Here is a 26,697-nt window from a genome sequence, read left to right on the forward strand (position 1 = left end):
CCGCCGGGGACGCGGACTACAAAGTCCGCGCTACTACCGCGCTACATAACTCTTGCAGGGGAAGCCCTCCCAGGAAAGGCTATTCCGTTTTGGCTCCCTGGGCGGCATCCTTGCCAATCCAAATGGACTTTTGATTGACGAATTCGCGGATGCCCAGGTAGGAAAGCTCGCGGCCATAGCCAGACTTTTTCACCCCGCCAAAGGGCAGTTCGGGCATCGATTTCGTGAGGCCGTTGATGAAAACGGCGCCGTTTTCCAGCGCGCGGGCCATGGCCTCGCCTTTCTCCACGTCCTGCGTCCACACGGCGGCGCCTAGGCCAAACCGGGAGTCGTTGGCCAGGCGCACGGCGTCGGCGGCGTTTTTGGCTTCCAGCACCAGGGCCACCGGGCCGAATAGCTCCTCGGCATAAGCCCGCTGGCCAGGTTTGATGTTCGACAAAATCATGGGCCGGAACAGGGCCGTGCCCGGCTTGGCCTGGCCGCCAAACAGCTCCACTTTGGCCCCTTGCGCCACCGAGTCTTCCACTTGCTGGGTCAACTCATCGGCCAGGTCAGGCCGAGCCAGGGGGCCGTATTGCGTGGCCTCATCCAGCGGGTCGCCGGGCCGGAATGCGAGCAAGTGCGTCTTGAGGTGCCCGATAAATTCCTTCAGTACCGGCTTTTCCACGATGAAGCGCTTGGCGGCGATGCAGCTCTGGCCGCTGTTTATCATGCGCGACTGCGCGGCCGTTTTGGCGGCCAGGGCCACGTCGGCGTCGGCCAGCACAATGAAGGGGTCGGAGCCGCCGAGTTCGAGCACCGTTTTCTTGATGTGAGCCCCGGCCAGTGCGGCCACCGAGGCGCCGGCGCCTTCGCTGCCCGTGAGCGTCACGGCGCGCACGCGGTCGTCGGCCAGCAGCTTTTCTACCTGGTCGGTGTTGATGAGCAGCGTGCGAAAGCAGGCCGGCGGCAGGCCCGCGTCGTGGAAAACCTGCTCCAGCGCCAGGGCGCACTGTGGCACGTTCGAAGCATGTTTTAGCAGGCCCACGTTGCCGGCCATCAAGGCCGGCGCGGCGAAGCGCACCACTTGCCACAGCGGGAAGTTCCAGGGCATCACGGCCAGCACCACGCCCAACGGCTGGTGGCTGATGAAGCTGCGTTGGGCATCGGTTTTGATTACCTCATCGGCCAAGAAGCCTTCGGCGTGCTCGGCGTAGTACTCGCAGCAGGTGGCGCATTTCAGCACCTCGGCGCGCCCGTCGGTGATGGGTTTGCCCATTTCCAGGGCCATGAGGCGGGCCAGCTCATCCTGCCGCTCCCGCAGCAGGGCGGCCGCCTGGCGCAGCACCCCGGCCCGGTGGGCAAACGGGGTGGCCCGCCACTGCGCCGCCGCTCGGTGCGCCTGGCCCAGGATGCGCTCGGTTTTGGACCAATTAAAGGCCGGGAAACGGCGCAAAACGCGCCCGGTGTGCGGGTTAAAAGACTCGATGGGCATGGCGAAAGAAGGGAAGGTGGGAGGGGAGTGGCCGGAGAAAACCGGCCGGGGAAAGCTGAGCTGCGTATTGCAACACCGGCATCTACGGCTTCAACTTGTGCGCGCCGCATTCGGTTGCGCGCTAGCTGGGCTGGTTCACGGCCAATTGCCCCGCACACTGTATTTTCGTGCGCTTAGCATGGTGCCTATTTCGGCCTCATCATTCACCTTCAGTCACTCCCGTGTCCGATAATTCCCTTATTTCCCTACCACCGGCCGCTGAGGCTGACTTAGTCCGGCGCTTGCAAGCCCGCGACGAATCGGCCATGACGCTGTTTTACGACCGGTATTCGGCGGCGCTCTACGGCGTCATTTTCCGCATTGTGAAAGCCGAAGACGAGGCCGAAGACGTGCTGCAGGAGGCGCTGGTCAAAATCTGGCACGCCTTCGGAAGCTACGACCCCGGCAAGGGCAGGCTCTTCACCTGGGTACTGAATATTTGTCGCAATCTGAGCATCGATAAAATCCGCTCACGGCAGCACCGCGTAGGTAGCCGCACTCAGGGACTGGACGATAGTCTAACGGCGCAGCGCCAAGCGGCGCCCACCTCGTTCCGTCCTGAGCACATTGGCTTGCAGGAAATTACCCAAAAACTAATTCCCGAGCAGCGCCAGATTATCGACTTGCTCTATTTCGAGGGCTTCACCCAAAGTGAGGTGGCGGAAGAGCTCAATATTCCTCTGGGCACGGTCAAAACCCGGGCCCGCACCGCCATCAAAGTCCTCAGCAAACTTATTCGTTGAATTAACCGTGGAAAACGTCCAACAATATATAGAATCGGGCATCCTGGAGCAATATGCTCTGGGGGAGCTTTCGCCTGCTGAGCAAGCAGAAGTGGAAGCCCTGGCCGCCCGTCACCCGGCCATCGGGGAAGAACTGCAATCGGTGCAAGCCGCCCTGGGTGTCTACGCCGAAGCCCACGCCATTACGCCACCCACCGGCATGCGTGAGCGGGTGTTGGGCAACGTGCTGGCCCAAATTGGCGGCGCTGCCGCGGCTGCTACTCCCAACAGCGCCCTCCGCGCCGACGTCGACGCCGTAGCGCAAGCCAAAGGAACCTCTGCACCTGCGTTTACAACGCCCGCAGCTGCCGACACCGCCGTGGTGCGCCCCCTGTCTTCGGCCCCCGAAGCAGCGCAGAGCCGCTCCACTTGGGCCATGGCCGCCTCGGTGGCCCTCATCCTGAGCCTGGGCGCCAACGCGCTGCTGTACTCCAACTGGAAAAGCGCCAGCTCCGAGCTGGTGGCTTTGCAGAACGACCAAGCCCGGTTTGCGACCACTACGCAAGTGGTAGAAAAGCAACTCGGTGACTTGCGCGAGGAAAACCAGATTCTGCGCAGCGAAGAGTTTCGCGCCATTACGTTAGCCGGCACCAAAGACGCCCCCACGGCCCGCGCCAAGGTGATGTACAACCCTGCCACGCACAAGGTGTACGTCGACGTGAAAAGCCTGCCGCCCTTGCCCGAGGGCAAGCAATACCAGCTCTGGGCCCTCGACAAGGGCAAGCCCGTGGACGCCGGCATGCTGGCCGCCAACACCGCCGCCGGAAGCGACATGCAGCAGATGAATGACATCACCAATGCCCAGGCTTTCGCCATGACCGTGGAACCGGCCGGCGGCAGCGCCAGCCCCACCATGCCGATTCAGGCCATGGGCGCGGTCTCGATTTAAGCTTCGCAACTGCGACAATTGAAAGAAGTCCCTTGCCATTCCGCGCCGCGGAGGGCGGGGGCTTTTTTCTGTTAGCGCTTCGCCGTAGACCCCACGGGAAGATTGGGTTGTTTTAAATGAAGTTTTGTGCTGTCGTTGGTTTTCTTTGCCAGACGTGCCAGTAATCCGGCTGTTTCCTTAACAAGTTTTCCGTTTCACCATTTACCAATCTGCCTCAACTTATGTCGTATTACAACCCCGCCGACCTCGCCAAATTTGGCAACATCAGCGAATGGCAGCCCGAAATGGGCCGCAAATTTTTTGATTACTACGGCGAAGTTTTCAAAGAAGGCGCCCTGAGCGAGCGCGAAAAAGCGCTGATTGCCTTGGCCGTAGCGCATGCCGTGCAGTGCCCGTACTGCATCGATGCCTACACCTCGGACTCGCTGCAGAAAGGGGCCGACGAAGCCCAGATGATGGAAGCCGTGCACGTGGCGGCGGCCATTAAAGGCGGTGCGGCCCTGGTGCACGCCACCATGATGATGAACAAAGCCAAGGAACTCACCATGTAAACCCCGGTGGCGCCCGGCCCAGCCGCTCCAGAAAGAGGGCCGGCAGCCGGCGCCACCGCGGCCGAGGAGCAACAAGGCCCCGCAATTCTATCCATGAGAGTATCCCGTGCCGTTGTTGCCTGGCTGTTGAGCCCGTTCATGGCGCTGAGCGCCTGCGACAGCGCAGCCCCCGCCAAGCGAACCGGGCCCAGCGTGGCCTATGAGCGCCTGCTCGGGACCTTGTATCGCAACACCGTGCCAACGGTTTCGGCGGCGGCGTTGGCGAAGGAGTTGGCGCAACCCGCGGCTCCGCTGCTGCTCGACGTGCGCACGCCGGCCGAGTACAAGGTGAGCCACATCGAAGGCGCCCGGCTGGTGCCCGACGAGGCGCAGGCCGCCAAGTTGCTGGCAGGCATCGACCGCAGCCGGCCCGTGGTGGTGTATTGCACGGTGGGCTACCGCAGCGAGCGCCTCGGCGAGCGCCTTAAGGACCTGGGCTTTGGGCAGGTACGCAACTTGTATGGTGGCCTGTTTGAGTGGGTCAACGCAGGGCACCCCGTGCACGACGCCCGGGGCGTAACGCAAAACATTCACCCGTATTCTGCTTTGTGGAGCCCCTGGCTCGAACGGGGCAGAAAAGTTTATGATTGAAATTCAACACGCTGAAAACCAGCCTGGCCCCGAGCAAAGCCGCTTGCTGGTGTTTGCCCGAGTGCCGTTGTTGGGCCGCGTCAAAAGCCGGCTCGCGGCCACCATCGGCAACGAAGCGGCGCTGGCAACCTACCGCGAACTGCTGGCCATTACGCGTGAGGCGGTGGTTGCCAGCGGCGTGCCGGCCACCGTTTGGCTGGCCGACACTGCCGGCGCCGCCCCAACCGCTGCTGAGGCGGGGGAGTGGCCCGGGCTGGCGGTGCGGTGCCAGCCCGCCGGCGACTTGGGCGAGCGCATGACGGCGGCTTTTGCCCACGCCTTTGCCGAAGGCGCCGGCCGGGTGGTCATCATCGGGACGGACTGCCCGGGGCTGCGGGCTGCGCATCTCGCGCAGGCCTTCGCTTCTTTAGCTGAAAATGACCTCGTGCTGGGCCCGGCTACCGACGGCGGGTATTACCTGCTGGGCTTGCAAGCCCCTCGCCCCACGCTGTTTCAAGACAAGCCCTGGAGCACGGCCACGGTCCTGGCCGAAACAGTGGCCGAAGCGCGCCGGTTGGGGCTGCGGGTGGCACTGCTGCCAGAGCTGCGCGACGTAGACGACGCCACCGATTTGGCCGAATGGCGGGCACAGACCCACGCCGCGCCGGCGCAATAGACGCCGCGCCAACCGTGCCCTAAATCAAGTATCTCTTGCTTATTTCTTCCCCAATTACCCCTCTTTTATGCCTGGTTTAGCTGTTCGGTGCAAAGTGCTGGTGCTGGGCGCCGCCGTGTGTGGGTGCGCCGAGCCCGGAAATCAGACGGTGGCTGGTCGGGTGCCGGCATCGGCGCATGCCTTAGAGGCCGTGATGCCGTATTTCGACTCGGCATGGGCCATGAATAAGCATTGGGAGGACGGCTTGGCCGAGGTGGCCACCTACGAGGCCGAGCGAACCGTGTACAATAAAAAACGCACGTTTGAGCTCACCCAAATCACGGTAAAAGAAGATTTTAACCAGGAGTACAACGTTAAAACCGACGACTACCAGCGGGACGACTTGTTTCCGGTGATGAAAATCAATCAGTTTTGTCAGATTACGGCCGACGAGTACCCGTACCATTACCTGACCTCGCTGTTCTTTCGGCGCGAACAGCCGGTGGCACTCTACAAGATGACGATGTCGTCGCAGGAGTGGTGCGGCAATACCTTCAAATCGATTGTGGACGACGGCGTCAATTTTGAGGAAACCTACAATTCGTATTGGGACAAGCAGGGGGTGGGCAGCCGGGACCTGCGCCGCGACGTGTTCCTGGAAGACGCGCTGCCGTACTCCTTGCGCAGCCTTCGGTTTGATACTTTGCCCTCGTTCGACCTGACGGTGCTGGGCTTGCAGCAAACCAATAAGGCCAGCCCGCCGGAGTATTACCGTGGGCACCTGACGGCCGCCGCCGCTGCGGCCAATGAAGTCGGGCAGCCGGCCTGGCGCGTGACCGTGGCCCTGGGCAAAGACCGGCAAAACGTGTACTGGTTTGCGCAGCAATACCCAAACGTGCTGCTCCGGCAAACCACCTGGGACGGCCGTTCCCTGCGCCTGAAAGCGGTGCGCCGCTACGCGTATTGGCCGGGTGCCAAAGGGTCGGCCAAGGTGGCGGCAGCGGGCGGCGTCGTGGCCAAGCGGTAGCTTTCCCAGCCCAGGTAGGCCAGCGTTACGGCATATTCCAGGCCCACCAGCCACAGGTTTTCGGTGTAGGCGCTGGTGCGGTAAGCGGCGTAGGACAGGATGGCCGCCCCGCCCCACACCAGCGGAAACCGGAAGTTGGCCAACGCGCTAAGCCCGATGAGCAGCGTAAGGTACCAGGGATGCACGGTAGTGGCCAACAGGTAATACGCCGTGAGCATCAGGAGCATGGTTTGCGGCAAGGTGACTAGCTCGGGCCGGCGCTCACGCCACACCAGCCACAGGCCCACCAAGGCACTTGTTAAGGCCAAAGAAGGCCCGATGATGGCGATTTCGTTGTAAGTGGTGAGCCAATACCCGATGGTGCGCAGCACATAGTAAAAGCTAGCATTGAACTCGAAGCTGCGGAAATACAACCTGAGGCTCCGGCTAATATTGATAAAGAGGGCCTCCGAAAGAAAAGGCCCGAACAGCAACAGCACCGCCCCAATGGTCAGCCCGGCATACGCCGCAAAACGCCGCCACCCCAACCGGCGGAGCAACAGCGGCAGGGCCACCAGCGGCAGTAGCTTGGTGGCCACCCCCAGCGCCAGAGCCACTGCCGAGGCCGCCCACCGTTGCCGGCCCAGCAGCCACAGCGCTAGCAGAAAAAAGAATAGCAGCAGGCCTTCAAAATGCAGGTTTCCCGTCAGCTCCACGATGACCAACGGGTGCAGCAAGTAGCGCAGGGCGCGTTCGGGCGGCCAGCCCAGCGCCGCCAACAGCGCCAGCAGCAGCCAAGCGGTGCCGGCTTCTGCCGCCAGAATAATGACGCGCAGGCACGCTGCAAAACTCGCCTCCGAAGTGGGAAACAGCGTTGCGGCCGCCCCGAATATGAACTGGCAAACGGGTGGGTAGACCGAATAATAGTTGGGGGAATTGATGGCGCGAAACAGCTCCTGGAGCTGCGGTAGCGCCTGGGCGCGGCGGGCCTCATCGGGCAGGGCGGCGCGGGCGCCGTCGGCAATTAGCTCCACGGGCCGGTACTGAAAGGGGTTGGCCCCGTTGGCCACCAGGATGCCGTCCCACCGGAAGCGGTACAGGTCGTCGGAGAGGGCGGGCACGGCGGGCAGCCACAGCAGCCGAAACGCCAGCGCTGCTGCCAGTCCCCACCGCCAGGGCAGCTTGCTGCGCAACAACCAGCCATAGCCCAGCAACGCCACCCCAAACAGGCCCAGCAGCTGGGCAAAATGCGCCCGAGGCGTCGCATACGCCAAGCCCGCGTAGGCCGCGGCAGACACCAGCAGCGCGGCAATTTGAGGAAGAGAAGGGCGCGGGTCGGGCACGGCAACAGGATGAGCAGCCACCCTAGCGGGCGTGGCGCACCGAATAATAACACACCGCCGCGAAGCCAATGGTGAGCAGGGAGTGAAAAGGCAGCAGGCCAACATCGCCAAAGTAGATTCCAGCCGCCAGCCCAAAAGCAAAATACGCGGCCAACAACCCTTCCAGCAGCACCAGCGGCCCCACGCCGCCCGTGCGATACCGGCGCTTGGCCGCCGCGCCCGCCCCGGCTTTGGGGGTGCGCACAAAGGGCGTGCGCTGGCCCAACCACCCCAGAGTGACGGCGCGGGCGTTGTGCAGGGCCAGGCCCATCGAAACCGACAAAAACAACAGGAAGAAGCCCGGATAGCGCCAGAGCGGCCGGTCGGGCTGGGCCAGTCGCCACGCTGTGTAGTAGTAATAGATAAGCGGCGTGAAGCCTACCAGGAACACCGAAGCCAGCTGAAACACAATCTTGTACTGGCGGTACTCCTGCCGCACAAACACCAGCGGCACGCTCAGCAAGGCCATCAGCAGAATGACGATGTAGACGCTGCTGTTTAGCAAATGGAACGAGGCCTGCAGTTTGGTGGCCAGCGGCTGGGCCGAGCGCCAGACGGTGCCCAGGTGCTTGCGGGCGGTTTCGGCGGCGCCCTTGGTCCAGCGGAACTGCTGCGACTTCAGGGCGTCCATCACGGCGGGCAGCTCGGCCGGGGCCACAATGCCGGGGCGGTACACGAAGCGCCAGCCGCGCAGCTGGGCGCGGTAGCTCAGGTCCAGGTCTTCGGTGAGGGTGTCGGTGTGCCAACCGCCGGCGTCAGCGATGCAGGTGCGGCGCCACACGCCGCCCGTGCCGTTGAAATTGATGAAAAAGCCGGCGTGGGTGCGGCCCACCTGCTCGATGAGAAAATGAGCATCGAGCCCAAACGCCTGCAAGCGCGTCAGCAGCGACTCTTCCTGATTGAGGTGGCCCCAGCGGGTTTGGACCACGCCCACGCGTTCGTCTTCAACCAAGTAGGGGAGGGTGCGCCGCAGAAAATCGGGGCTGGGCATAAAATCGGCGTCGAAAATGGCAATGAACTCGCTGTCGGTTTCATCGAGGCCGTGGCGCAGGGCGCCGGCCTTGTAGCCTTCACGGGTGGGGCGGCGCACGTGGCTCAGGCGCAGGCCGCGGGCCGTGTGGTGGGCCACGCGCTCGGCGGCGAGGGCCACGGTGGCATCGGTCGAGTCGTCGAGGACCTGAATGTGGAGCAGTTCGGGCGGGTAGTCGAGCGCGGCGGCGGCGTCAATCACGCGTTCCACCACGTTCTGCTCGTTGTAGAGCGGCAGTTGAACCGTGACGTGGGGCCAGACGGCCGGGGCCGTGGGTGGGGGCACCGGCGGCTGCCGGTAAGCCTGCAGCGCCAGCCGCGTGAGCTGCCATTGCCCTGCGCTGAAGCACACAATGAACAGCAAGCACAGGCCGTACACCACCACCAGGAAAATGGGTAGCAGAGGCATCAGGAATAGCAACTAATAGAAATGCGCACAATAATTCAGAAAAAGGGCAGCTAACAAACTGCCCAATAGCCAACGGATAAAACTACTCGATTACCAATAGCGAAAGATGGTCCAAAGGATTTTGTAGCCGGCCCCCACCGTGCCCCGCACCGTGCCCGACACCTTGCTGGTGCCAATGCGGCGCCGGTAGCGCACGGGTACTTCCACGGTGCGCAGGCCTTCGCGGTAGGCTTTTACCTGCATTTCTACCGTCCAGCCGTAGGTTTTGTCTTCCATGTGCAAGGCCAGCAGGGCCGGCGCGAGAATGGCCCGAAACGGGCCTAAGTCGGTAACGTGGCCCCCGTACCGAATGCGCAGCAAGCGGGCGGCCAGCCAGTTGCCAAAGCGTTGCTGCGGAAGCAGGGAGCCCCGCTCGCGCTCGCCCAGGGCCCGCGAGCCAATGACCATGTCGGCTTCGCCGCGGAGCAGCGGGGCCAGCAGCTCGGGCAGTTGCTCGGGGTAGTCGGAATGGTCACCGTCGAGAAATACGACGATGTCGGGCCAGTCGGATTGTGGCTTGCCAAACACGTACGCCATGCCCGCCAGGCAGGCATGGCCGTAGCCCGGCCGGGGCTCGTGCAAGACCGTAGCGCCGCCGGCCGCCGCGGCCTCGCTGGTGTTGTCCGAAGAATTGTTGTCCACCACCACCACTTCCTGGACGTAGCCGGCCGGGATTTCGGCCAAAACCAAACCAATGGCCTGGCCTTCGTTGTGAGCCGGAATGATGATGCTGACGCGCGGGTGGTGCATGTAGAAAGAGAAGCGGGGCCAAGCCGCCAAGCCGTAAACCCCACGGCAAATGCCGCGCGGCGCCACAAAGATGCTGCCGCCGCCGTAAAGCGGCACGGTGCTGCATCTTTGCGGCAGTCATTCAATTCGCTTCCTCATGTTGCAAGTAGGCCAACCCGCCCCCGATTTTTCGCTCAAAACCACTTCCGGCGACACCTTTCGCCTTTCGTCGCTGCGTGGCCGCCACGTGGTGCTTTATTTCTACCCCAAAGACGACACGCCCGGCTGCACGGCCCAGGCCTGTAGCTTTCGCGACCAGTACGAGGACTTCAAAGACCTCGGCGCGGAGGTAGTCGGCGTCAGCTCGGACAGTGAGAAGTCGCACCAAAAATTTACCGCCAAGCACCGGCTGCCCTTCGAACTGCTGGCCGACGTAAGCGGGGACGTGCGCAAACTCTACGAAGTGCCCCGCGCCCTGCTGGGCCTGCTGCCGGGCCGCGTGACGTTCGTAATTGACAAGGAGGGTGTTATTCGCTACATCTTCAACTCCCTGAGCGGCGCCACCGACCACGTGACCAAGACGAAAGAAGTACTGGCAGGACTGCCGGCGTAGGCATGGCTCGCATCGAGTTGGAAATGTGGGTCAATGCCACGCCAGCCTTTCGAACCCTTTGCCACGACCATTATTTTGAGCCTGAAGATGGGGGCACCCGCGTGCGGGATGTATTCGAGTTCACCAGTCCGGCAGGGATTGTTGGCCGCTGGGTCGACCGGTTTGTCCTGACCCGATACCTGACCAAGTTGTTGCGTGCTCGCAATGCGTATTTAAAGCAGGTGCTTGAGCGGAAATAGTGAGTCGCGCGTACAAGCGCAGGTACAACTCCTGCTCCAATGTTTCGCTTCCTTTCGTTTCTGCTGTGTTTCTCGCTGCTGGCTTTCTCCCAAGCTCGTGCCCAAACTGCCCCACTCAACGCCAACTTAGAGGGGTACGAGTATCCTTTCCCTGTCAGGATAATGGGGCTGAGGCTGGAAGGCCAGGCCCTGCGCATGGCCTACATGGACGTGCCGGCCAGCGCCAACGCCAACGGGCGCACCGTGGTGCTCTTGCATGGCAAGAACTTCTTCGGGGCCTATTGGCGCGAGACCATCAAAACCTTGTCGGCAGCGGGTTTCCGGGTGGTGGTGCCCGACCAGATTGGCTTCGGCAAATCCGACAAAGCAGCTATTCACTATTCCTTTCACCAACTGGCCCGCAACACCAAGCGCCTGCTCGACACGCTGGGCGTGCGCAAGGCGGCCATTGTCGGCCACAGCATGGGCGGCATGCTGGCTACGCGTTTTGCGCTGATGTACCCGGAGGCCACCGAGAAGCTGGTCCTCGAAAACCCCATCGGTTTGGAGGATTACCGCGTGGGTGTGCCCTTCCAAACGGTAGACCAAGCCGAAGCCACCGAGCTGAAGAGCACCGAGGCCAGCATCCGCAAGTACCACGCAACCTATTACCCCCGCGGCTACCCAACTGCCCACGACCAATGGCTACTGCCCCTGGCCGCCCAAACCCGCAGCCCGGACTTCCCCAAAGTAGCCCGCGCCAACGCCCTTACTTTCGACATGATTTACCAGCAACCGGTGAGCCATGAGTTCAGCCGCATTGCGGTGCCCACGCTGCTCATCATCGGCCAAGACGACCGCACCGTGGTAGGCAAGGCGCTGGTAAAAGACCCCAAAACGCTAGCGCAGATGGGCCAATACCCAGCGCTAGGCCGCCGCACCGCCGCCCAAATCAAAGGCGCGAAGCTGGTGGAGTTAGAGAAGGTAGGTCACATTCCGCACCTGGAAGTGCCGGCGCAGTTTTATAAGGCGCTGTTAGGGTTTTTGCAGGAGGGCTAGAAAGAGCAACGGCTCATGGTTTTTGTGAGCTGAGAACGGTGGTGTGCGGTTTTTAAAAGGCTGATGCCTTATTATAACCACTGTTTTTCTTAACGAATGGACGGCGTCTGCTAACATTGCACCACGCCCGTAATCAAATGAACAAACGCTGGCTTTGGTCGATTGCGCTGCTGGCTCTCCCGATGTGCCACCCTTCTGGCAGCGGGGAAGTGCCGATGAATAATTATGTGAGTGACGACATCCCGAAGCTGCGGCAAGCGGCCTACGAGAGCAACGTGGCGGCCTATCAAAACTGCGGGTGATAGCCTTGGACTTCTCCCCCGGCACCGAGTTCCTTTTCCGCCCAACTGGCCTTTCTACTTTTTGCCCTGATTTTCTACCTGCAAACGGTTGGTTTTCTGTGGCTGGTCGCCTTCGGACTCGAACACTACGTCGCCGTCCCCGCCTACGCGCGGTCGTTGCTGCTCCTAGTCGGCGGCGGCGTCCTTTTCTCAGCCTTCGTCCGCTTTGCCCAACGGCTGCTTTACCGTCGCTGCAATCGGACCTGTTTTAAATCCCTGTTTTGCTGTCCAACCGTTGATGCGAGCTTGGGCTCTACGGGTAATTCAGCGCGTCAAAGGCTCTGCTATTAGCAGGAGAGTGGCTCAATCAGCAAAGAAGCTGGTGGGAAAAACGTGGTTCCCTGCGCCAGCCTCAGGCTTGGTCCAGAGGGCCAGTTCACCTTTATTGAACGTTACCGGCGCACCTCATCAGGCCCAGCGCGTACGCGTTTGGGCAAATGGTCTAAGGGCACGTCAGGCCGGGAGTCGGCAATGTGGAAAGCGACTGGCTGGTGCGCCGATAGGTTATTCGGGCCGGTTTTGCTCGTAAGGCAAGTTGGAAGACATCGTTTGCGAGTACGGCACGTTCTGCGGGATGAAGTCCTGCTCGGCGCCGGGCTTGCTGTAGTCGTAGGGCCAGCGGTATACGGCCGGAATCTCGCCGGGCCAGTTGCCGTGGCCGGGGTTGACGGGCGTGGTCCACTCCAGGGTGTTCGAATGCCAGGGGTTTGGCGTGGCGCGCCGGCCGCGGTAGATGCTGTAGACGAAGTTGAAGAGGAACACGAACTGGCCCAGCCACACCAGAATGGCCGCCGTGCTGATGAAGCGGTTGAGGTCGGCAAACTGGGCGAACGCATCAAAAGTCGTCCAGGAATAGTAGCGGCGCGGAAAGCCGGCGATGCCGATGTAGTGCATGGGCATGAACACGCAGTACGCCCCCAGGAGCGTGGTCCAGAAGTGCAGGTAGCCGAGCTTCTCGTCCATCATGCGGCCGAACATCTTCGGAAACCAATGGTACACGCCGGCAAACATGCCGAAGAACGCCGACGTGGCCATCACCAGGTGAAAGTGCGCGACCACGAAGTACGTGTTGTGCATCTGAATGTCCAGGGTCGAATTGCCGAGGATGATGCCCGTCAGTCCGCCGCTCACAAACGTCGACACGAAGCCGATGGCGAACAGCATGCCCGAGGTAAACCGAATGTTGCCGCGCCAGAGCGTGGCCAGCCAGTTAAAGGTTTTGACGGCCGAGGGCACGGCAATAATGAGGGTCAAAAACATGAACACCGAGCCCAGGAAGGGGTTCATGCCGGTCACGAACATGTGGTGGCCCCACACCACAAACGAGAGCACCGTGATGCCCACCAGCGAGCCAATCATGGCGCGGTACCCGAAAATGGGCTTGCGCGCGTTGGTTGCCATCACCTCCGATACCAGGCCCATGGCCGGCATAATCACGATGTACACCTCGGGGTGGCCCAGAAACCAGAACAGGTGCTGAAACAGCACGGGGCTGCCGCCCACCTTGCCCAGCGCCTCCCCGGCAATGTAGATGTCCGACAAGTAAAAGGACGTGCCAAACGACCGGTCGAAAATGAGCAGCAGCACCGCCGAAAACAGCACCGGAAACGCCAGAATGCCCAGAATAGCGGTCAGGAAAAAGGCCCAGATGGTGAGCGGCAGTTTGCTCATGCTCATCCCGCGGGTCCGCAGGTTGATGACCGTGGTCACGTAGTTCACCCCGCCCAACAGCTGCGACACAATGAACAGCGCCATCGACGCCAGCCAGAGGGTCATGCCCGCGCCGGAACCGGGAATGGCCTGGGGCAGCGCGCTCAGCGGCGGGTAAATGGTCCACCCCGCCGCCGCTGGGCCCGTTTCGATGAACAACGAAGAAAGCATGACCACGCTCGAGATAAAGAAGAACCAGAACGAGAGCATGTTCATGAAGCCCGAGGCCATGTCGCGGGCACCTACCTGCAGCGGAATCAGAAAGTTCGAAAACGTGCCGCTCAACCCGGCCGTGAGCACGAAAAAGACCATGATGGTGCCGTGCATCGTCACCAGCCCCAGGTAAAACTCCGGGTTCAGCTTGCCGGCCTCAATCCATTTGCCCAGGAAAGGCTGCAGCCACCCGAAAGTCGCTTCGGGCCACCCCAACTGCAGGCGCATGATGCTGGACAACGCCCCGCCCAGGAAAGCCCAGGCAATGCCCGTAATCAGGAACTGCTTGGCAATGACTTTGTGGTCCTGGCTAAACACGTACCGCCACAACCAGTGCTGGTCGTGGTCGTGCAGGTCGGGATGGCCGCGGTCCAGGTGGTCGCCCGCGGGGCGGTTCGGGACCTGTGTGCCCCGGCCCCCCTGCGCCTGGGCCTGGCCCAGCGCGGGGCCTTGCGCCGCGGTGGAGGTAATTTCGGAGTTCTCGGTGCTACCGTCGGCAGCCGGAAATTTTGCGTCCATATTCAGCAATAAAACGGGTGAACAACTTGGAGCCACGGGTAGCGACCAGCTTGTTATCGCGCTGCAACACAGTACAATATTCGTCTTGCAAACGTCACTCCCCTATGCGTGCTTACCCGTATTCTGAAGGCGATTAACCTGTATTCCGTCTGCGTACTTGCCCCGCCCTGCGCCCGGAGTGGCCTACGTTGGAACGCTGCGCCGGCAACGAGCCCGGTGGTGGTTGAGCCCAAGCACAGGCGTCGCCCTTCCGTGATGACCAACTCGTTAATCAGCTGCTGGCTACCTGGTTCGTCCCTCGGTGGCACGGCGCAATTAAGACGTCAGGTATTGGCCCCCGCTAGTCGGCGTGGAGGCGTACATTTTCTCGGCCTGGAAGTGCCCGTCGGGCACATGATTCAAGCCGTACACCTACGGCAAGCTGGCCCAAAGGCCCTGCAGATTCAACGGGCTGGGCGTAGGAGCAGGCGGTTAGGTAAAGGACCAAGCAAGCGTAGGTATACAAAACGCTCGTGGCGGTTGCCGCACTCGGCGCCACGGCCCCCAAAGCTGCCTTGGGTGGTGACAAGCGGATAACCAGGCCCGTGAAGCCCTCTTTTCGAGTGGTGTTGAATCCGACCACCCAGCGAATGAGGTCCGCCCAAGGGTTCTGCAACAGCCACGCTCATTAGCGTAAACGCTAAACCAAGCAATTTTACCAAGCTTGCAAGGAGCAGCAATGGGACTGTTCCACCCATCTTGGAGTTCAATAAACCCGTCTACGCATCAAAGTCTACCGAACTGGCTGCAGTGATAAATTTCGTAAACTCCGCAACGAGCTGGACTATGACATAGCATGTATTAGGTCGGAGCAGTCTGCCCCATCAGCTCAGTATCCGCAGCGAGTCAGCATGAATCAGTTGCGAGCCCTGGTAGCGGCCTTCGCGGGGGCCGTTTTCCAGGTGGAGCACGCCGCGGGGGCAAGCGGTGCTGCACAGGCCGCAGCCCACGCACGACGCCCGGATGATGGGCTCGCCGCGCTGGGCGTACTGCTTCACGTCGATGCCCATTTCGCACACGTTGGAGCAGTTGCCGCAGCTGATGCACTGCCCGCCGTTGGTGGTGATGCGAAAGCGGGAAAAGTGCTTCTGCAGCAAGCCCAGGTAGGCCGCCATGGGGCACCCAAAGCGGCACCACACCCGCGAGCCCAACAGCGGGTAGAAGCCCACGCCAATCACCCCCGAAAACACCGAGCCAATGGCAAACCCGTACCACTTGGAGGCCACATCGCCGGCCTTGCCCAGCAGGGTGCTGCCCGTGGCAAAATGCGCCCACAGAAGCGCCGTAATGACCACGATAATGACCAGAATGGGGTAAATGAGCCGCACTTCCCAGCGCCAGGCGGCGCGGCTTTTGTCGGAGAGGTGGCGGTAGGGGTCGCCGGCCGTTTCGGCCAGGCCACCGCAGCCGCACACCCACGAACAATACCACCGCTTGCCGTAGAAATAGGTGAGCACCGGCGTGGCCACCAGCGACATGACCGCGCCCCAAAACACCATGAACACGCCCAGTCCCCCGTTTTTGAGCAGCCCCGTCACCGTGCCAGGAAACAAGTAGTCGTACTTCAGCGGCCAGAAATAGGTGAAATAGAATTCGGGTTGCTGGAAAAACTGCAACAGCCCCGGCAGCAAAAACGCGAACCCCAACTGAAAAAACATCACCGACGCCGTGCGGATGAGCTGGTAGCGCGAGTGGCGGTATTTCCACAGCGCCCGCCCGCCCATGAGCAGCACCGCCAGCGTGTAAAATGTGCCGTAGAGAAACCATTGGTCGGCCGCCCGGCCACGCAACCACTGGCTAAACCCGTCGAGAGCGTGCACCAGGTTGTTGAGCGGGCCAAACTGGCCCTGGCCATCGTCGCCGCTGTACCAGTACAACACCACGTAGAAGCCCGTGAGCACCAGCCCCGTAATCCAGGCCATGGCCCCGCGGCTCGTGCTGGAGCGTCGCCACAAGTTGTTGTGGTGGACGCCCTCTGGGCGGGCGCCAAATTTCTGCCAGCTCCAGGCCAGCGTGCCCGCGCTGACCAGCGCCAGTGCCGCATAAAACCAGGTTTTCTGGCGGGCGGGGTCGCCGTCGGCCAAGGCCAGTAGCAGCGCGAGCAGGCCAGCCGCCACCACTGCGAGCGTGATTTTCTCAGTGGCCGCAGGTGCGGGCAGTGGCGAGGTGGCAGAAAGAGATGGCATCATCGGCGTTAAGCAGCAATGTCGAAATGGAAAGTGGGTTGTAACGGGCAGCCGGTCGCGTAGGCGGAGCCGTCAAGGCTCGGAAGCAGTTTGAATTGGAGCGAGCAAGTACACCAAGATTTCTTTTTGACCGGAGGGAACGACTGACTAACAGCTATTCTGCTGGGCCAAAATGAAATTTCGGGGTACTCATTCCGGCTGGCTTTACCCGTTGCTTAGTGGTGGTGGTGAGGCTCGTCGGGCTTGCCAAAGAAGTTGATGAGCGTGCCGATGACGTAAAGGCCACTCCAGCACACGTACAGCCAATTAAAACCGGCTGGCATGCTCTGCTGCACAAAGAAGTGCAAAATCAGGTGGGCCCCAGCGCTCATGAGCAGGCCGGTGAGGGCAATGAACTGAAAGCTGTTGAGGGCCGAGGGCCGGTAAAGTTTGGAGAAGTCCACGGAGATGCTGCTGAAATGAGGAAATACGTTACCGCCGCGCAAAAAGGCCTTTCCGCTGCCGCAGCACCACGGGCTGCTCCGGAAACTGCCGGTTGAAAGCCGCCACGATGGCCGCTTCGTGCTGCGGAAAAAACTCGGGGTCAAAATTAGCCTTCCCCAGCTCGGCCATTACCACGGCCACCGCCACGCGCTGCCGAATCCAGTGCTCGCACACTTCCTGGCGCAAGCGCAGGCCCATGGCGTTGAACCCCAGCACGGCGGCGGGCGCCTCGGCCTGAAAGTACACCCGCAACGCCGCGCGCCCCGAAGGATGTTCCCAATAAAAACTATCGATGCCCGCCACCGGCCCCGCCGGGGCCTGCCCATAGGTTTGGTATTCCAGGTTGAAGAACTTGGCCGAGTTGAACCAGACGCCCCGCCGGTAGGCCGTGGGCTGCCCGCAGATGCTGCGCGCCACGGTTTCGCCCTGCATGCGCCCGGTGTACCAGAGTTGCTCGATGGCAACTTCGCCCGCGGCGGGCTGGCGGTGCTGGGCGCAGTCGCCGGCCGCGTATACGTGGGGCGCGCTGGTTTGCAGGAACTCGTTCACCAACACGCCCCGGTCAGTTTCCACTCCCGAGGTCTTGGCCAGGACAACATTGGGCGTTACGCCGGTGGCCAGCCCCACCCATTGGCAGGCAATTTCTTCCCCTGCGGTGGTCCGCACGGCGCGAACCCGGCCCTGCGCGTCGCCCAAAATCTCGGCCAACTCGGTGCGGTAGCGCACCGATACGCCGTTTTCCACAAACTGGCGGTCCACGAGGTTAGCCTCCGCGGGCGGCAGCACCGAGCCCCAATAGTGGGCGTCGCGCACCAGTACTTCCGCCGCAATGCCGCGGCTGTGCAGCATTTCGGCTAGCTCGACGCCGATGAGGCCACCGCCTACTACCACGCCGCGCGCAATGCCGTGGGTATCGCGGCTCATGGCTTCCAAGTCGGGAAGGTTGTAGAGGCCTTGCACTCCGGCCAAGTGCTGGCCGGGCCAGTCGGCGCGCCGGCTTTCCGAGCCAGTGGCCAGCAGCAGGTGGTCGTAGGCGAGGGTGGTGCCGTTGTCCAAAACAACCCGTTTTTCGGCGGTATCAAGGGTTGTGGCCGTGGCGTGCACGAGTGCCAGCCGGTTTTCAGCCCAAAACCAGTCTTCGTACGGCTTGATGTCCTGCGGGCGCAAATGGCCCATGTAGACGTACATCAGGGCCGTGCGCGAATAGTGAAAAGCGCTTTCGTTCGACACCAGGGTTATCTGCGCATCGGGGCGCAACCGGCGGACTTCCAGCGCGCACGACACTCCCGTAATGCCGTTGCCAATAATTACCAGATGCATAGAGTGGGGCAGGGTAGAGCTATTCGTCAAATGTAAGTGAGCCAACCGCAACCTCATTAACCTCATCCGGCGGCTTCCAGCCTCAACCCATCCGGGTGACGGTGGTTCATTTGTGCCAGGAGTTGCGTGGTTGATTAGACTCTGAGTGGCCGCGCGGCGGTATCTTCCGGCCGTGCGCCGCGTCCTTTCCTTTTGCCTGTTTCTACTGCTGGCCCTCGGCTGTGAAAAGCCTCAGCCCGAACCCGACGCCGTACCCCTGCCGGCCGGACTGAAGACCTACGTGCTCTTCCAACCCGGCACCCACTGGGTGTACCAGGACTCGGCCACCCAGCAACTCGACAGCGTCTGGGTCGTGGCCACCGAGATGAGTGAGGTGCGCTCTGTTTTGCGGGGCCGAAGTACCCCGGACCTGAAGTATGAGGACTTCCGGATGCGTACGCGCTCGAGCCGGGGCGGGCCCGACTTGGTCTACGGGGTGAGCCGGCTCTGCGCGCTGCCCAGCCGCGACGACGGCAACGACCAGTACCCGTGCTGGGCCGTCACGCGGGCGGAGGTCCGGCCCAACAGCACGGCCGACGAGGGCGGGGCCTACGTGCTGCCCTACACCCTGCCCCGCAACTACGCCCGTCCCGATTACGTGCTCGGCCTCAAGCCCTATTGGTACACCGCCCCGCTGTCCTTCGGCGGGCCCGCCTACCCCGACGTGCTGGAAGTCCTCAACCCAACCGACGCCTCGGAAGGGGGCTGGCCGGCGCGCTACTACTGGGCCCCGGGGGTGGGCATCGTCCGCCAGCGAGTGCGCGTCAACTTCGTGAACCACACCCGCACCCTCGTGCGCGCCCGCATCATGCAGTAAACCCGCTGCTTAGCCCACCAAACAGTCCGAAGGTGCGCGAGGCCCTTCAGTTTGGGCAGTGGACAAGGCTCACCAGAGCGCCCAAAACGAGGCGATGCGTTGCCCCGCCAGCTTGGTGTAGGGACGGTAGGCGATGCCTTTGTACCGCAGAGTTCCCCCGGCAAAAGAGAGCGTGTCCGTGCGCTCGTCGTACAGCGTGCCCGGATGCGGCGGCGTGAAGGTATGCGTGAGGTTTTTAGACGTGATGATTACCCGGTTGGCCGCGACGCGGTAGCGCCCGGAATCGACCTGGACGCCGGGCTCGGTGGCGGCCAGAATCGTGTCTTGGTCGCCACGCGAATGTATCGACGAAACCAGCAGGCGCCGGCCCCGCGCCCGAAAGGCGAGCAGGGTAAACGAGGCGTACCGGATGCCGCTTAGTTCCGCGTCGTGGGGGTGCGGGCGCTCCCAAGCAATGACGCGCGGCACCCAGACCGTGTTGGCCAGCACCGGCTCCGCCTGCTGAAGGGGCGGGGCATCGCAACTACTGGCGATGCCCCCGGATAGCACGGCCAGCAAGAAGCGGGTGGCAAGCATGGCTAACTTTTTTCTTGTTTACAAAAAACGGTCGTGGCTGTTGCAGAAGTACCCGCCAAGGGCTCCCGACGCAATGTAGTCGATAGGCAACGCCCTAAAACGTGGTGTAGCGGGCATTTCTGTTCGCGAAAGCACCCGTTCAATCGATTGTAGCAGCGCGTTAGAGAGTTCTGCAACAGCCACGGTCGCTACTGCGTCTTCAGGGGTTTGGCCCAGGATTCCAGCCAACTGTAGACCTGGGCCAAACCCAAGGTGCCGCCACTGCTGTCGTCGATGACCTTCTCGTCCTGCTCGTAACGCACGCGCAACACGACCACAGGCCGGTGGTTGTAGCCCGTCGTGTAGGCCGGGGCGCAGGCCGCAAACCGCACGTAATTCAACAAGTCCTGTATTTCCCGCACTTCGGCCGCCGCCAGCTTCCTCGTCGCGTGCACCGCGGTGGACGCGGTGTCGCCCAAGGCGCCGTGCCGGTACGTGAGCCGGAGCAGGCCGGTCGAATCCAACTCCACCGTGGTTTCCCGCCGCTCGTGGTAAACGAGTCGGGAAGTATATTGTATTGCCCGGATGCGGTGTGCCGTGGGCCGGCGTTCGTACGGCACAAACCCCTGGCCTCGGTAAGCCAGCAGCTGCGTGCGGCGCCCCGTCAATCCGCCGGACGCGTTGCGCCGGCGCGCGTAAGTGGTGAACTGCAGCAAGTCCTGCCCGCGGCGGGGCACCACCTGCGCCGTGGGGTGGCGTTGTTCGCCGGCCCGGTAGAAATTGCGGACCGCCCGCAATCGGTTCTGGCCCGAGTCGAGCACGCAGAACACGAAGGGAACGTCCCGGCGGCGGCCCACCACCAGCAAATCCGGCCACCCGTTGCCGTCGAAGTCTGCTCGATGCCACGACTCGCCCCGCCAGCGGAGGCGCGTGCCGGCGTAGGGGCGGTAGGCCGCGCCCACGGAGTCGCCCAGCACGAGTTCGGCGTATTCCCACCCCAGCGGGCGAACCAAGTCCAGCACCTGCGCATCCGTGGTCAGGGCCGCAATCCGACTTCGGGCAGGGCTGGCTTGGCCCCGCACGTCCAAACCGGTCAGCAGGGGCAGCAGAAAGAGCGCAAGCCGCAGAAGGTTCATGCAGCAAAGTACGTCAACCCCACTACTCGTTGGGGAAAACGGTAGTGCGCTAAACTACTCCGTTCTTTTCAAGGACGTGTTTCACATTCTCTTACCCATAGACCCCGGCACCGGTCAATTCTGAAAGCGGGCATTGGCCATTAGTTGTCTTGTAACCCACCTAGATAACATTCCCGAAATAATGCCTGCCGAGCAAAAGGGTATAGTGCTAACCACACCCCATTCGGTACAGCACGAATGCCCGAATTCGCGCGGTGAACACTGCGCTTCACTCGGTTAAAAGAAAATTTTTAGGCTATTTTTTGGAATAACAATTCTTCAATGTTCTTATTCTATTAACCTGGGCCATTTACTGATTTATGTTTGCTGTTTCAAAATGGGAATCTGTAAAAAGTATAAATCAGGAGACCTGTTGCCGTAGTAAATTCGGCACACCTCTAAGACTTTTTTACTTTCTTATTTTATGAAATCTCCTTTACTCGCTTTCTTCAAATTTCTGATTGGCGTGCTCCTGGTGAGCTTGGTAAGCAGCGGTGCTGCGCACGCTATCGACGGCGCCTCGCCAACCCCGGCGGCCATCACGTCGCAAATCACCGCCTTCTACCAAAAATTTGTTAACAAAGAGGGCAAAGTGGATTACAGCGGCATCCAGCGCAACCCCGAAATGCTGCAGCGGTTGCTGGAGAATATTGCCGTTTTTGACGTGGCCAAGGCCAAAATGCCCGACCAGTACGCGTTTTACCTGAATGCTTACAATGTGTTGGTCATTGGCGAAATCGTGGCGCACTACCCGCTCGTGTCGGTGCAGGAGTTGCCCGGTTTCTTCAACAAAACCTCGCTCCGAGTGGCGGGAGAGCGACTGACCCTCGACCAGATTGAAACCGACAAGCTCCGCAAAATTTACGACGACCCCCGTTTGCATTTTGCCCTGGTGTGCGGCACCAACAGCTGCCCGCGCCTGAGCCGGACCGCCTACGTGGGCAAAGACCTGTTTGTGCAGTTGAACAACCAGACCCAATTCGCCCTGCTCGACCCGGCTTACGTGAAGGTGAACGAAGCCGACAAAACCGTGAAGCTGCCCGAAATCTTCAAGTGGTACGAAACGGACTTCTCGTCCAGCGGCAAAACCGGGGTGCTTTACGTGAACCAGTTCCGCAAAGACGACCGGGTACCCACGTGGTTTTCGGTCGACTATTACCCGTACAACTGGAGCCTCAACGACCAGAAGCAGGAAGTGACCGTGGCATTGGAAAAATAGGCACGGCGCTTGGGTACCATCGAAACGCCGGGCCTGCTTGCAGGCCCGGCGTTTTTGGTAACGGAAAGCCTGAGGATGCGTAAGCTACGTAACTCACCTGACTTCCACCCTCAGCACTTGGCTTATGATTCCTGATGATTTTTCCGGCAACGGCACCGACGTAAACGAAGGCGAAAACGCCAAAATCACCGAAAACAAGGACTTCCCCAAAAACGAAGAACTGGAGAAGCAGAAAGAATACAGGCAGGACCAAAGCAATAACAAAGCCAGCGACGACCCCTCGGCGCACCGCAACACCGGTGCCAACGGCTACACGCAGCGCACCGACCAAAAAGACCAGCTCGAAAACCTGCACATCGGCGGCTCGGAACTCAGCCCCCAAGGTGGCAACGAGCACCACGCCGCCGGCGAGCAAGCCCAGGGCCCCGGCTTCGAAGCCGAAGGCACTTACGAACTCGACCACACCATCCGCACTCGACACCAAGAGTTTGGCGATGACGCTCCCAGCGGCCCCGCCACGTCAGCTGGTAAAAACGAGACAATCAGCGACTCCTAGCGCTTTGTAGCCAGCATTGCTGCGCTAACGCAAAAACAGAGAGGGGCCCGAAGATAATTTCTTCGGGCCCCTCTCTGTTTTTGCATTTAAGCAAGTTTTGCTTGTAAAGATGAAGAAGCAAGTTTGGCTTTGCTTTCGTAATATGTTAGCAAACAGTGGTTTTTTGAACAATAGAGGGTGTTGCAAATATTTAGTTGCAGAATAAAATGGGAATTATCGTAGATAACTCGACAATATGTTAACTTGCAGGGCTAATTAGGCCAAACGTAATTGCACTTGGGCCAGAGAATGTAATTTATCAACCCACCCATTTTTCAATTATACCGATGAGTACGGACAATTACCCTAACCAAAACAACGACCAATACGACCCCAACCTGGACGCGCAGGCTGATGAGTTAGCCGAAGGTGGGAGCAATAAATTATTCTACTTTTTGGGGGCCCTCTTGCTGGCGCTGCTTGTCGGCTACATCGTGTTGCCCAAAGGCCAAGGCAACGGCCTCTCGTCCGTCACGCCCACGTTTATGTTGGATGATGCGGCCGTGACGGCCACCGCCCCAACGGCCGCCGACAGCATTGCCGCGGGCCTCAAAGCCGCGCCTGCTTCGGAAGAAGAGGCCAACGAAGGCGAAGCAGGCACTAAAGCCGCAGCCAAGCCTGCTGCCATGGCCCGGCCGGCCGCTGCGCCGACCGCCGCGCCCGTAGCCGCTCCGGCTGCGGCCGTGACGGCGGCTGCTCCGGTTGTGGCTCCCGAGCCCGAGCCGGTGGCGCCCGCCCCGGCCCCCGAGCCGGCCGCGGCTCCCGCCAACGTGACGCTATCGGGCCGCATTGAAGACGAAAACGGGCGCCCCTTGGTGGGAGCCACCGTCTTGCTCCGGGGCAGCAGCAAGGGCACCAGCACCGATGCCAATGGCAATTACTCGATAGAAGTGCCCGGCAGCGCCGACAATACTCTGGTGTATGGTTACGGCGGCTACGAGGATGAAGTAATGCGCGCCCGCGGCACCCAACCCGTGAACGTGACCCTGACGCCCCGCGCAAAAGACAGCCGCAAGCGCCGCTAAGACGCCCACGGTAAGCGCAGCAAAAAGCCCGGCTTCCTGATGGAAGCCGGGCTTTTTTGGGTTAAGTCGCTTGCTCGCTGAACGTAGCGGGCTAGGCCGCTTTGCCGCTAAACTTTCGGCCAAACAGGAAATACACCGGCAGCCCCAGCGCCATAAGGCCCAGGCCGCGGCGGGAGAACTCGGCCGTGTCGGGCGCGAAAAGCAGGATGATGCAGAACGTGGAGGCCAGCAGCACGTACAGGCCCGGCACCAGCGGGTAGCCCCAGGCGCGGTAGGGGCGAGGCGCTTCGGGCCGGGTGCGGCGCAGCACGAAAATGCCAATGATGGTGACGACGTAGAACAGAATGACGGAGAACATCACGTAGTCGAGCAGCTGCCCGTACTTGCCGCTCAGGCACAGCAGGCAGGCCCACAGGCACTGGGCCCACAGCGCGCGGCTGGGCACACCGGCCCCGTTGAGACGGGCCAGGCCGGGGAAAAACAGGCCGTCTTTGGCCATGGCAAAGTAGGCGCGGGCGCCGCTCAGGATGATGCCGTTGTTGGCGCCAAAGGTGCTGAGCATGATGAGCACGGCCATGACGTAAGCCCCGGCGCGGTCCAGCACCGACTCGGCCACGGCAGTGGCCACCCGGTCGTCGGTGGCGTACATGATGCCGCGGCCCGCGATGGTGGCGGCGTCGGGCGAGCCGTTGAGGGGCAGCACCAGCAAATACACCACGTTGATGAGGATGTAGAGGGCCGTGACAATGGCCGTGCCGATGGCCATGCTGCGAACCAGCGTGCGCTCGGGGTTTTGGATTTCCTCGCCAGCAAAGCCGATGTTGTTCCAGGAATCGGACGAGAACAGGGAGCCGGTCATGGCCATGCCAATGGCCACGACGAGCGTGGTGCCGCTGATGGGCACGGTGGGCGCCACCACGCCCGGGGCCGCGTGCCGGCTCGCCGACCACAAGTCCTGGAAGTTGGCGGCAATGGCTTCGGCGTTCATGCCCAGCACCACGCCCAGCACAATGAGCAAGCCCAGCGCCACCAGCTTGGTGCTGCCCAACACGTTCTGAATGAGTTTGCCCGTCTTCACGCCTTGGGCATTGAGGGCGGTGATGCCCACGATGAGGGCAATGGCCAGCAATTGCACGGTGCTAAACTCAAAAGCGCCCACATTAAACAAAATGTGCTGCACGCTAAACCACGGCACCAGCACGCCGGTGAATTTGGCGAAGGCCACCGCCACGGCCGCAATCACGCCGGTTTGAATGACGAGAAACAGCGTCCAGCCGTAGAGAAAGGCCGTGAGGCGGCCAAAGGCTTCGCGTAGGTACACGTACTGCCCGCCCACTTTGGGGAACATACTGGCCAACTCGCCGTAGCTGATGGCGCCCGCCATGGTGATGACGCCCGTGAGCAGCCACACCACCAGCAGCCAGCCCGCCGAGCCTACTTTGCGGGAAATGTCGGCCGAGACAATGAAAATGCCTGAGCCTATCATGCTGCCCGTGACGAGCATAATGGCATCAAAAAGATTAATAGCACGCTTGAAGTGCGGCTGGTCGGGTTGGGGTTCGGTCATAGAAAAGCAAAAACACAACAGGAATTTGCCTCAAAGAAACGCGGAAAGCTTTTCACAGCGTCGACGTACCTTAGCAGTCAGGGGTAAAACCAGAAAGCTGCTTCATTAAAATCAACAGAACTTACCTGTTTGCTCGACTTGCTTCATGAGATTTCAGCTATTCGTCGCCTCTTTGTGGATACTTGCTGCCGAAGCAGGTGCAGCGCAAACCACCACGCCAGGCGACACAGCTCGGTTCAGCTGCCGAATCCGGCCTGAGAAGATGGTCTACAAACGAGGCGAGGAAATAGCCTTTACGGTTGAGTTGCTGAACAAGAGCACGAAACCTGAAGTAGTATTGAAACATGTCCTGGGCTTTGATTTCCCAACGACAAGATTTGAGGTGCTACGACGAGGAAGCCTGGGGAGCGACAAAAAAATGAAGCGTTACAGAAGTTGCTTTGTGTTACCCGTGGCGGTAAGGGATTTTGTGGTTGTCGCACCAGGTCAAGTATTCAATCCGTTCGCCACACCTTTCAATAAAGGCACTACCATTACTTTGAGTGAGGCTGGTTATGGAAACTTGCCTCCGGGTGACTATACCGTAACGTTCACTTACGCTTGCGTTTCTAATTATGAGAAAAAAGGGCATCGGTCGGGAACCGGTGAGTTGGCAATCGACCAAGCGCAGCTGCTAACCCTAATTGCTCAAGTGCCAGCCTTAGAACTGTACAGCAATATTGCTCACCTGAACATCACGCGCTGAGCCCTCGGCTAAAACTCGCTGCGGTCGTACCAGCTGCGCATGCGCCAGGGCTCGTTGCGGTTTTTGCGCACTAGCACCAGGCGGGCCGTGCCCGAGCCGGAAAACCGCTCGTTGTCGCGCTGCTCGATGGTAAGCAGGAACGAGCGCTCCACGTTGGCCAGTGTGTCCGAAGAAAGCGTGTCAGAATTGGGCAAGTATTGCGTCCACTGCAAGTTGGTGGAGCGGGCGGCCCGGAAAAGGCGGTAAGTGGTGTTGGCGTCCACGTCGCGCGTCCAGGAGCGGTCCACGTTGGCGCCAAAGTCGCGGTAGGTGAAGCGGAAATTGGGCGCCAGCAGTTGGCCGTAGAGCGTAGAATCCCGCAATTGGTAAGAAGCCCGGAAGCGGTCGAAGAAACCGCGCACCGTGACCGGGTTGCCCAGCAGCGCATTCTGGTCGGTGGGCATTTCGTCGAGCCCCGGCGCAAAGGGGTTACAGGCGGGCACCGTCAACATGAGCACAATGCCGGCCATCAGCACAACGGGTAACGACGGGCGCGGCAGGTGCTTCATGTTGGAAATATAGGGGTTGCGTTGCGCTTAACGAAGAATTTCGTAGATGACGTACGCGCCGGTCCGACGCCCTAGGCGTCCGACCGGTTGTTGGTTGGCCGGCCTTCGCAGTATCGTG

General features: G+C 61.1%; 26 protein-coding genes. 14 read left to right on the top strand and 12 right to left on the bottom strand.

What is annotated here, in order from left to right; all coding sequences use genetic code 11:
* Nucleotides 1-79 precede the first annotated feature (79 nt).
* Nucleotides 80-1,474 (bottom strand): NAD-dependent succinate-semialdehyde dehydrogenase, encoded by a 1,395-nt coding sequence (locus VF629_RS13885; RefSeq protein WP_331059090.1) that lies wholly within the window; start codon nucleotides 1,472-1,474, stop codon nucleotides 80-82.
* Nucleotides 1,475-1,695: 221 nt separating this feature from the next.
* On the opposite strand from VF629_RS13885, the gene VF629_RS13890 reads away from it, so the two are divergent.
* The 6 genes from VF629_RS13890 to VF629_RS13915 all read left to right on the top strand — a co-directional run bounded on the left by VF629_RS13890 (nucleotide 1,696) and on the right by VF629_RS13915 (nucleotide 6,026).
* Nucleotides 1,696-2,256: an RNA polymerase sigma factor gene (locus tag VF629_RS13890; protein ID WP_331059091.1), complete on the top strand. Its 561-nt coding sequence runs from the start codon at nucleotides 1,696-1,698 to the stop codon at nucleotides 2,254-2,256.
* Between the two features lie 7 nt (nucleotides 2,257-2,263).
* A complete protein-coding gene (locus tag VF629_RS13895; protein WP_331059092.1) occupies nucleotides 2,264-3,184 on the top strand; it encodes an anti-sigma factor in 921 nt (306 codons plus the stop codon).
* Between the two features lie 221 nt (nucleotides 3,185-3,405).
* Nucleotides 3,406-3,735: an arsenosugar biosynthesis-associated peroxidase-like protein gene (locus VF629_RS13900; RefSeq protein WP_331059093.1), complete on the top strand. Its 330-nt coding sequence runs from the start codon at nucleotides 3,406-3,408 to the stop codon at nucleotides 3,733-3,735.
* A gap of 93 nt (nucleotides 3,736-3,828) precedes the next feature.
* A complete protein-coding gene (locus VF629_RS13905) occupies nucleotides 3,829-4,365 on the top strand; it encodes a rhodanese-like domain-containing protein (RefSeq protein WP_331059094.1) in 537 nt (178 codons plus the stop codon).
* Entirely contained in the window at nucleotides 4,358-5,020 is a 663-nt protein-coding gene (locus tag VF629_RS13910; protein ID WP_331059095.1) for a TIGR04282 family arsenosugar biosynthesis glycosyltransferase, read from the top strand. The genes VF629_RS13905 and VF629_RS13910 overlap by 8 nt, the downstream gene beginning before the upstream one ends.
* A 67-nt stretch (nucleotides 5,021-5,087) precedes the next feature.
* Nucleotides 5,088-6,026: a hypothetical protein gene (locus VF629_RS13915; protein ID WP_331059096.1), complete on the top strand. Its 939-nt coding sequence runs from the start codon at nucleotides 5,088-5,090 to the stop codon at nucleotides 6,024-6,026.
* Here the strand turns inward: VF629_RS13915 and VF629_RS13920 are convergent.
* The 3 genes from VF629_RS13920 to VF629_RS13930 all read right to left on the bottom strand — a co-directional run bounded on the left by VF629_RS13920 (nucleotide 5,954) and on the right by VF629_RS13930 (nucleotide 9,614).
* Entirely contained in the window at nucleotides 5,954-7,348 is a 1,395-nt protein-coding gene (locus tag VF629_RS13920) for a glycosyltransferase 87 family protein (protein ID WP_331059097.1), read from the bottom strand. The genes VF629_RS13915 and VF629_RS13920 overlap by 73 nt on opposite strands.
* Before the next feature lie 22 nt (nucleotides 7,349-7,370).
* Nucleotides 7,371-8,825 (bottom strand): cellulose synthase family protein, encoded by a 1,455-nt coding sequence (locus tag VF629_RS13925; protein WP_331059098.1) that lies wholly within the window; start codon nucleotides 8,823-8,825, stop codon nucleotides 7,371-7,373.
* 90 nt (nucleotides 8,826-8,915) lie between these two features.
* Entirely contained in the window at nucleotides 8,916-9,614 is a 699-nt protein-coding gene (locus VF629_RS13930; protein WP_331059099.1) for a glycosyltransferase family 2 protein, read from the bottom strand.
* A 136-nt stretch (nucleotides 9,615-9,750) separates the two neighbouring features.
* On the opposite strand from VF629_RS13930, the gene VF629_RS13935 reads away from it, so the two are divergent.
* From VF629_RS13935 to VF629_RS13945, 3 genes are read left to right on the top strand one after another with little or no spacing between them, the layout of a single operon-like run.
* On the top strand, nucleotides 9,751-10,206 hold the full coding sequence (locus VF629_RS13935) for a peroxiredoxin (RefSeq protein ID WP_331059100.1): 456 nt from the start codon (nucleotides 9,751-9,753) through the stop codon (nucleotides 10,204-10,206).
* 2 nt (nucleotides 10,207-10,208) lie between these two features.
* Nucleotides 10,209-10,445: a hypothetical protein gene (locus VF629_RS13940; RefSeq protein WP_331059101.1), complete on the top strand. Its 237-nt coding sequence runs from the start codon at nucleotides 10,209-10,211 to the stop codon at nucleotides 10,443-10,445.
* Between the two features lie 39 nt (nucleotides 10,446-10,484).
* Nucleotides 10,485-11,483: an alpha/beta hydrolase gene (locus tag VF629_RS13945; RefSeq protein WP_331059102.1), complete on the top strand. Its 999-nt coding sequence runs from the start codon at nucleotides 10,485-10,487 to the stop codon at nucleotides 11,481-11,483.
* 845 nt (nucleotides 11,484-12,328) lie between these two features.
* Here VF629_RS13945 and VF629_RS13950 read toward each other — a convergent pair.
* The 4 genes from VF629_RS13950 to VF629_RS13965 form a co-directional block, all read right to left on the bottom strand.
* The gene (locus tag VF629_RS13950; RefSeq protein WP_331059103.1) at nucleotides 12,329-14,266 is read right to left on the bottom strand and encodes a cytochrome c oxidase subunit I; all 1,938 of its coding nucleotides are present in this window, start codon (nucleotides 14,264-14,266) and stop codon (nucleotides 12,329-12,331) included.
* A gap of 863 nt (nucleotides 14,267-15,129) precedes the next feature.
* Nucleotides 15,130-16,494 carry a 4Fe-4S binding protein gene (locus VF629_RS13955; RefSeq protein WP_331059104.1) on the bottom strand — a complete coding sequence of 455 codons (1,365 nt, stop codon included), beginning with the start codon at nucleotides 16,492-16,494 and terminating at the stop codon, nucleotides 15,130-15,132.
* A 212-nt stretch (nucleotides 16,495-16,706) separates the two neighbouring features.
* The gene (locus VF629_RS13960; protein WP_331059105.1) at nucleotides 16,707-16,934 is read right to left on the bottom strand and encodes a hypothetical protein; all 228 of its coding nucleotides are present in this window, start codon (nucleotides 16,932-16,934) and stop codon (nucleotides 16,707-16,709) included.
* A 28-nt stretch (nucleotides 16,935-16,962) separates the two neighbouring features.
* Complete coding sequence (locus tag VF629_RS13965; RefSeq protein ID WP_331059106.1) at nucleotides 16,963-18,294, bottom strand: NAD(P)/FAD-dependent oxidoreductase; 1,332 nt, start codon at nucleotides 18,292-18,294, stop codon at nucleotides 16,963-16,965.
* Nucleotides 18,295-18,466: 172 nt separating this feature from the next.
* On the opposite strand from VF629_RS13965, the gene VF629_RS13970 reads away from it, so the two are divergent.
* The gene (locus VF629_RS13970; protein WP_331059107.1) at nucleotides 18,467-19,150 is read left to right on the top strand and encodes a hypothetical protein; all 684 of its coding nucleotides are present in this window, start codon (nucleotides 18,467-18,469) and stop codon (nucleotides 19,148-19,150) included.
* A 69-nt stretch (nucleotides 19,151-19,219) separates the two neighbouring features.
* Here VF629_RS13970 and VF629_RS13975 read toward each other — a convergent pair whose 3' ends face one another.
* Both VF629_RS13975 and VF629_RS13980 read right to left on the bottom strand, forming a co-directional pair.
* On the bottom strand, nucleotides 19,220-19,726 hold the full coding sequence (locus tag VF629_RS13975) for a hypothetical protein (protein WP_331059108.1): 507 nt from the start codon (nucleotides 19,724-19,726) through the stop codon (nucleotides 19,220-19,222).
* A gap of 188 nt (nucleotides 19,727-19,914) precedes the next feature.
* The gene (locus VF629_RS13980; RefSeq protein ID WP_331059109.1) at nucleotides 19,915-20,841 is read right to left on the bottom strand and encodes a hypothetical protein; all 927 of its coding nucleotides are present in this window, start codon (nucleotides 20,839-20,841) and stop codon (nucleotides 19,915-19,917) included.
* 463 nt (nucleotides 20,842-21,304) lie between these two features.
* On the opposite strand from VF629_RS13980, the gene VF629_RS13985 reads away from it, so the two are divergent.
* From VF629_RS13985 to VF629_RS13995, 3 genes are all read left to right on the top strand, one after another.
* A complete protein-coding gene (locus tag VF629_RS13985) occupies nucleotides 21,305-22,099 on the top strand; it encodes a DUF547 domain-containing protein (protein ID WP_331059110.1) in 795 nt (264 codons plus the stop codon).
* 124 nt (nucleotides 22,100-22,223) lie between these two features.
* Nucleotides 22,224-22,655 (top strand): hypothetical protein, encoded by a 432-nt coding sequence (locus VF629_RS13990; RefSeq protein WP_331059111.1) that lies wholly within the window; start codon nucleotides 22,224-22,226, stop codon nucleotides 22,653-22,655.
* A 326-nt stretch (nucleotides 22,656-22,981) separates the two neighbouring features.
* A complete protein-coding gene (locus VF629_RS13995; RefSeq protein WP_331059112.1) occupies nucleotides 22,982-23,719 on the top strand; it encodes a carboxypeptidase-like regulatory domain-containing protein in 738 nt (245 codons plus the stop codon).
* 91 nt (nucleotides 23,720-23,810) lie between these two features.
* On the opposite strand, the gene VF629_RS14000 is transcribed toward VF629_RS13995, so the two are convergent.
* Entirely contained in the window at nucleotides 23,811-25,286 is a 1,476-nt protein-coding gene (locus VF629_RS14000; RefSeq protein ID WP_331059113.1) for an APC family permease, read from the bottom strand.
* A gap of 145 nt (nucleotides 25,287-25,431) precedes the next feature.
* Between VF629_RS14000 and VF629_RS14005 the strand changes: the two genes are divergently transcribed.
* Entirely contained in the window at nucleotides 25,432-26,031 is a 600-nt protein-coding gene (locus VF629_RS14005) for a hypothetical protein (RefSeq protein ID WP_331059114.1), read from the top strand.
* 8 nt (nucleotides 26,032-26,039) lie between these two features.
* Here the strand turns inward: VF629_RS14005 and VF629_RS14010 are convergent, their stop codons facing one another.
* The gene (locus VF629_RS14010) at nucleotides 26,040-26,579 is read right to left on the bottom strand and encodes a hypothetical protein (RefSeq protein WP_331059115.1); all 540 of its coding nucleotides are present in this window, start codon (nucleotides 26,577-26,579) and stop codon (nucleotides 26,040-26,042) included.
* Nucleotides 26,580-26,697: the final 118 nt, after the last annotated feature.

This window comes from Hymenobacter sp., from assembly GCF_036388155.1.
GTDB lineage: Bacteria > Bacteroidota > Bacteroidia > Cytophagales > Hymenobacteraceae > Hymenobacter.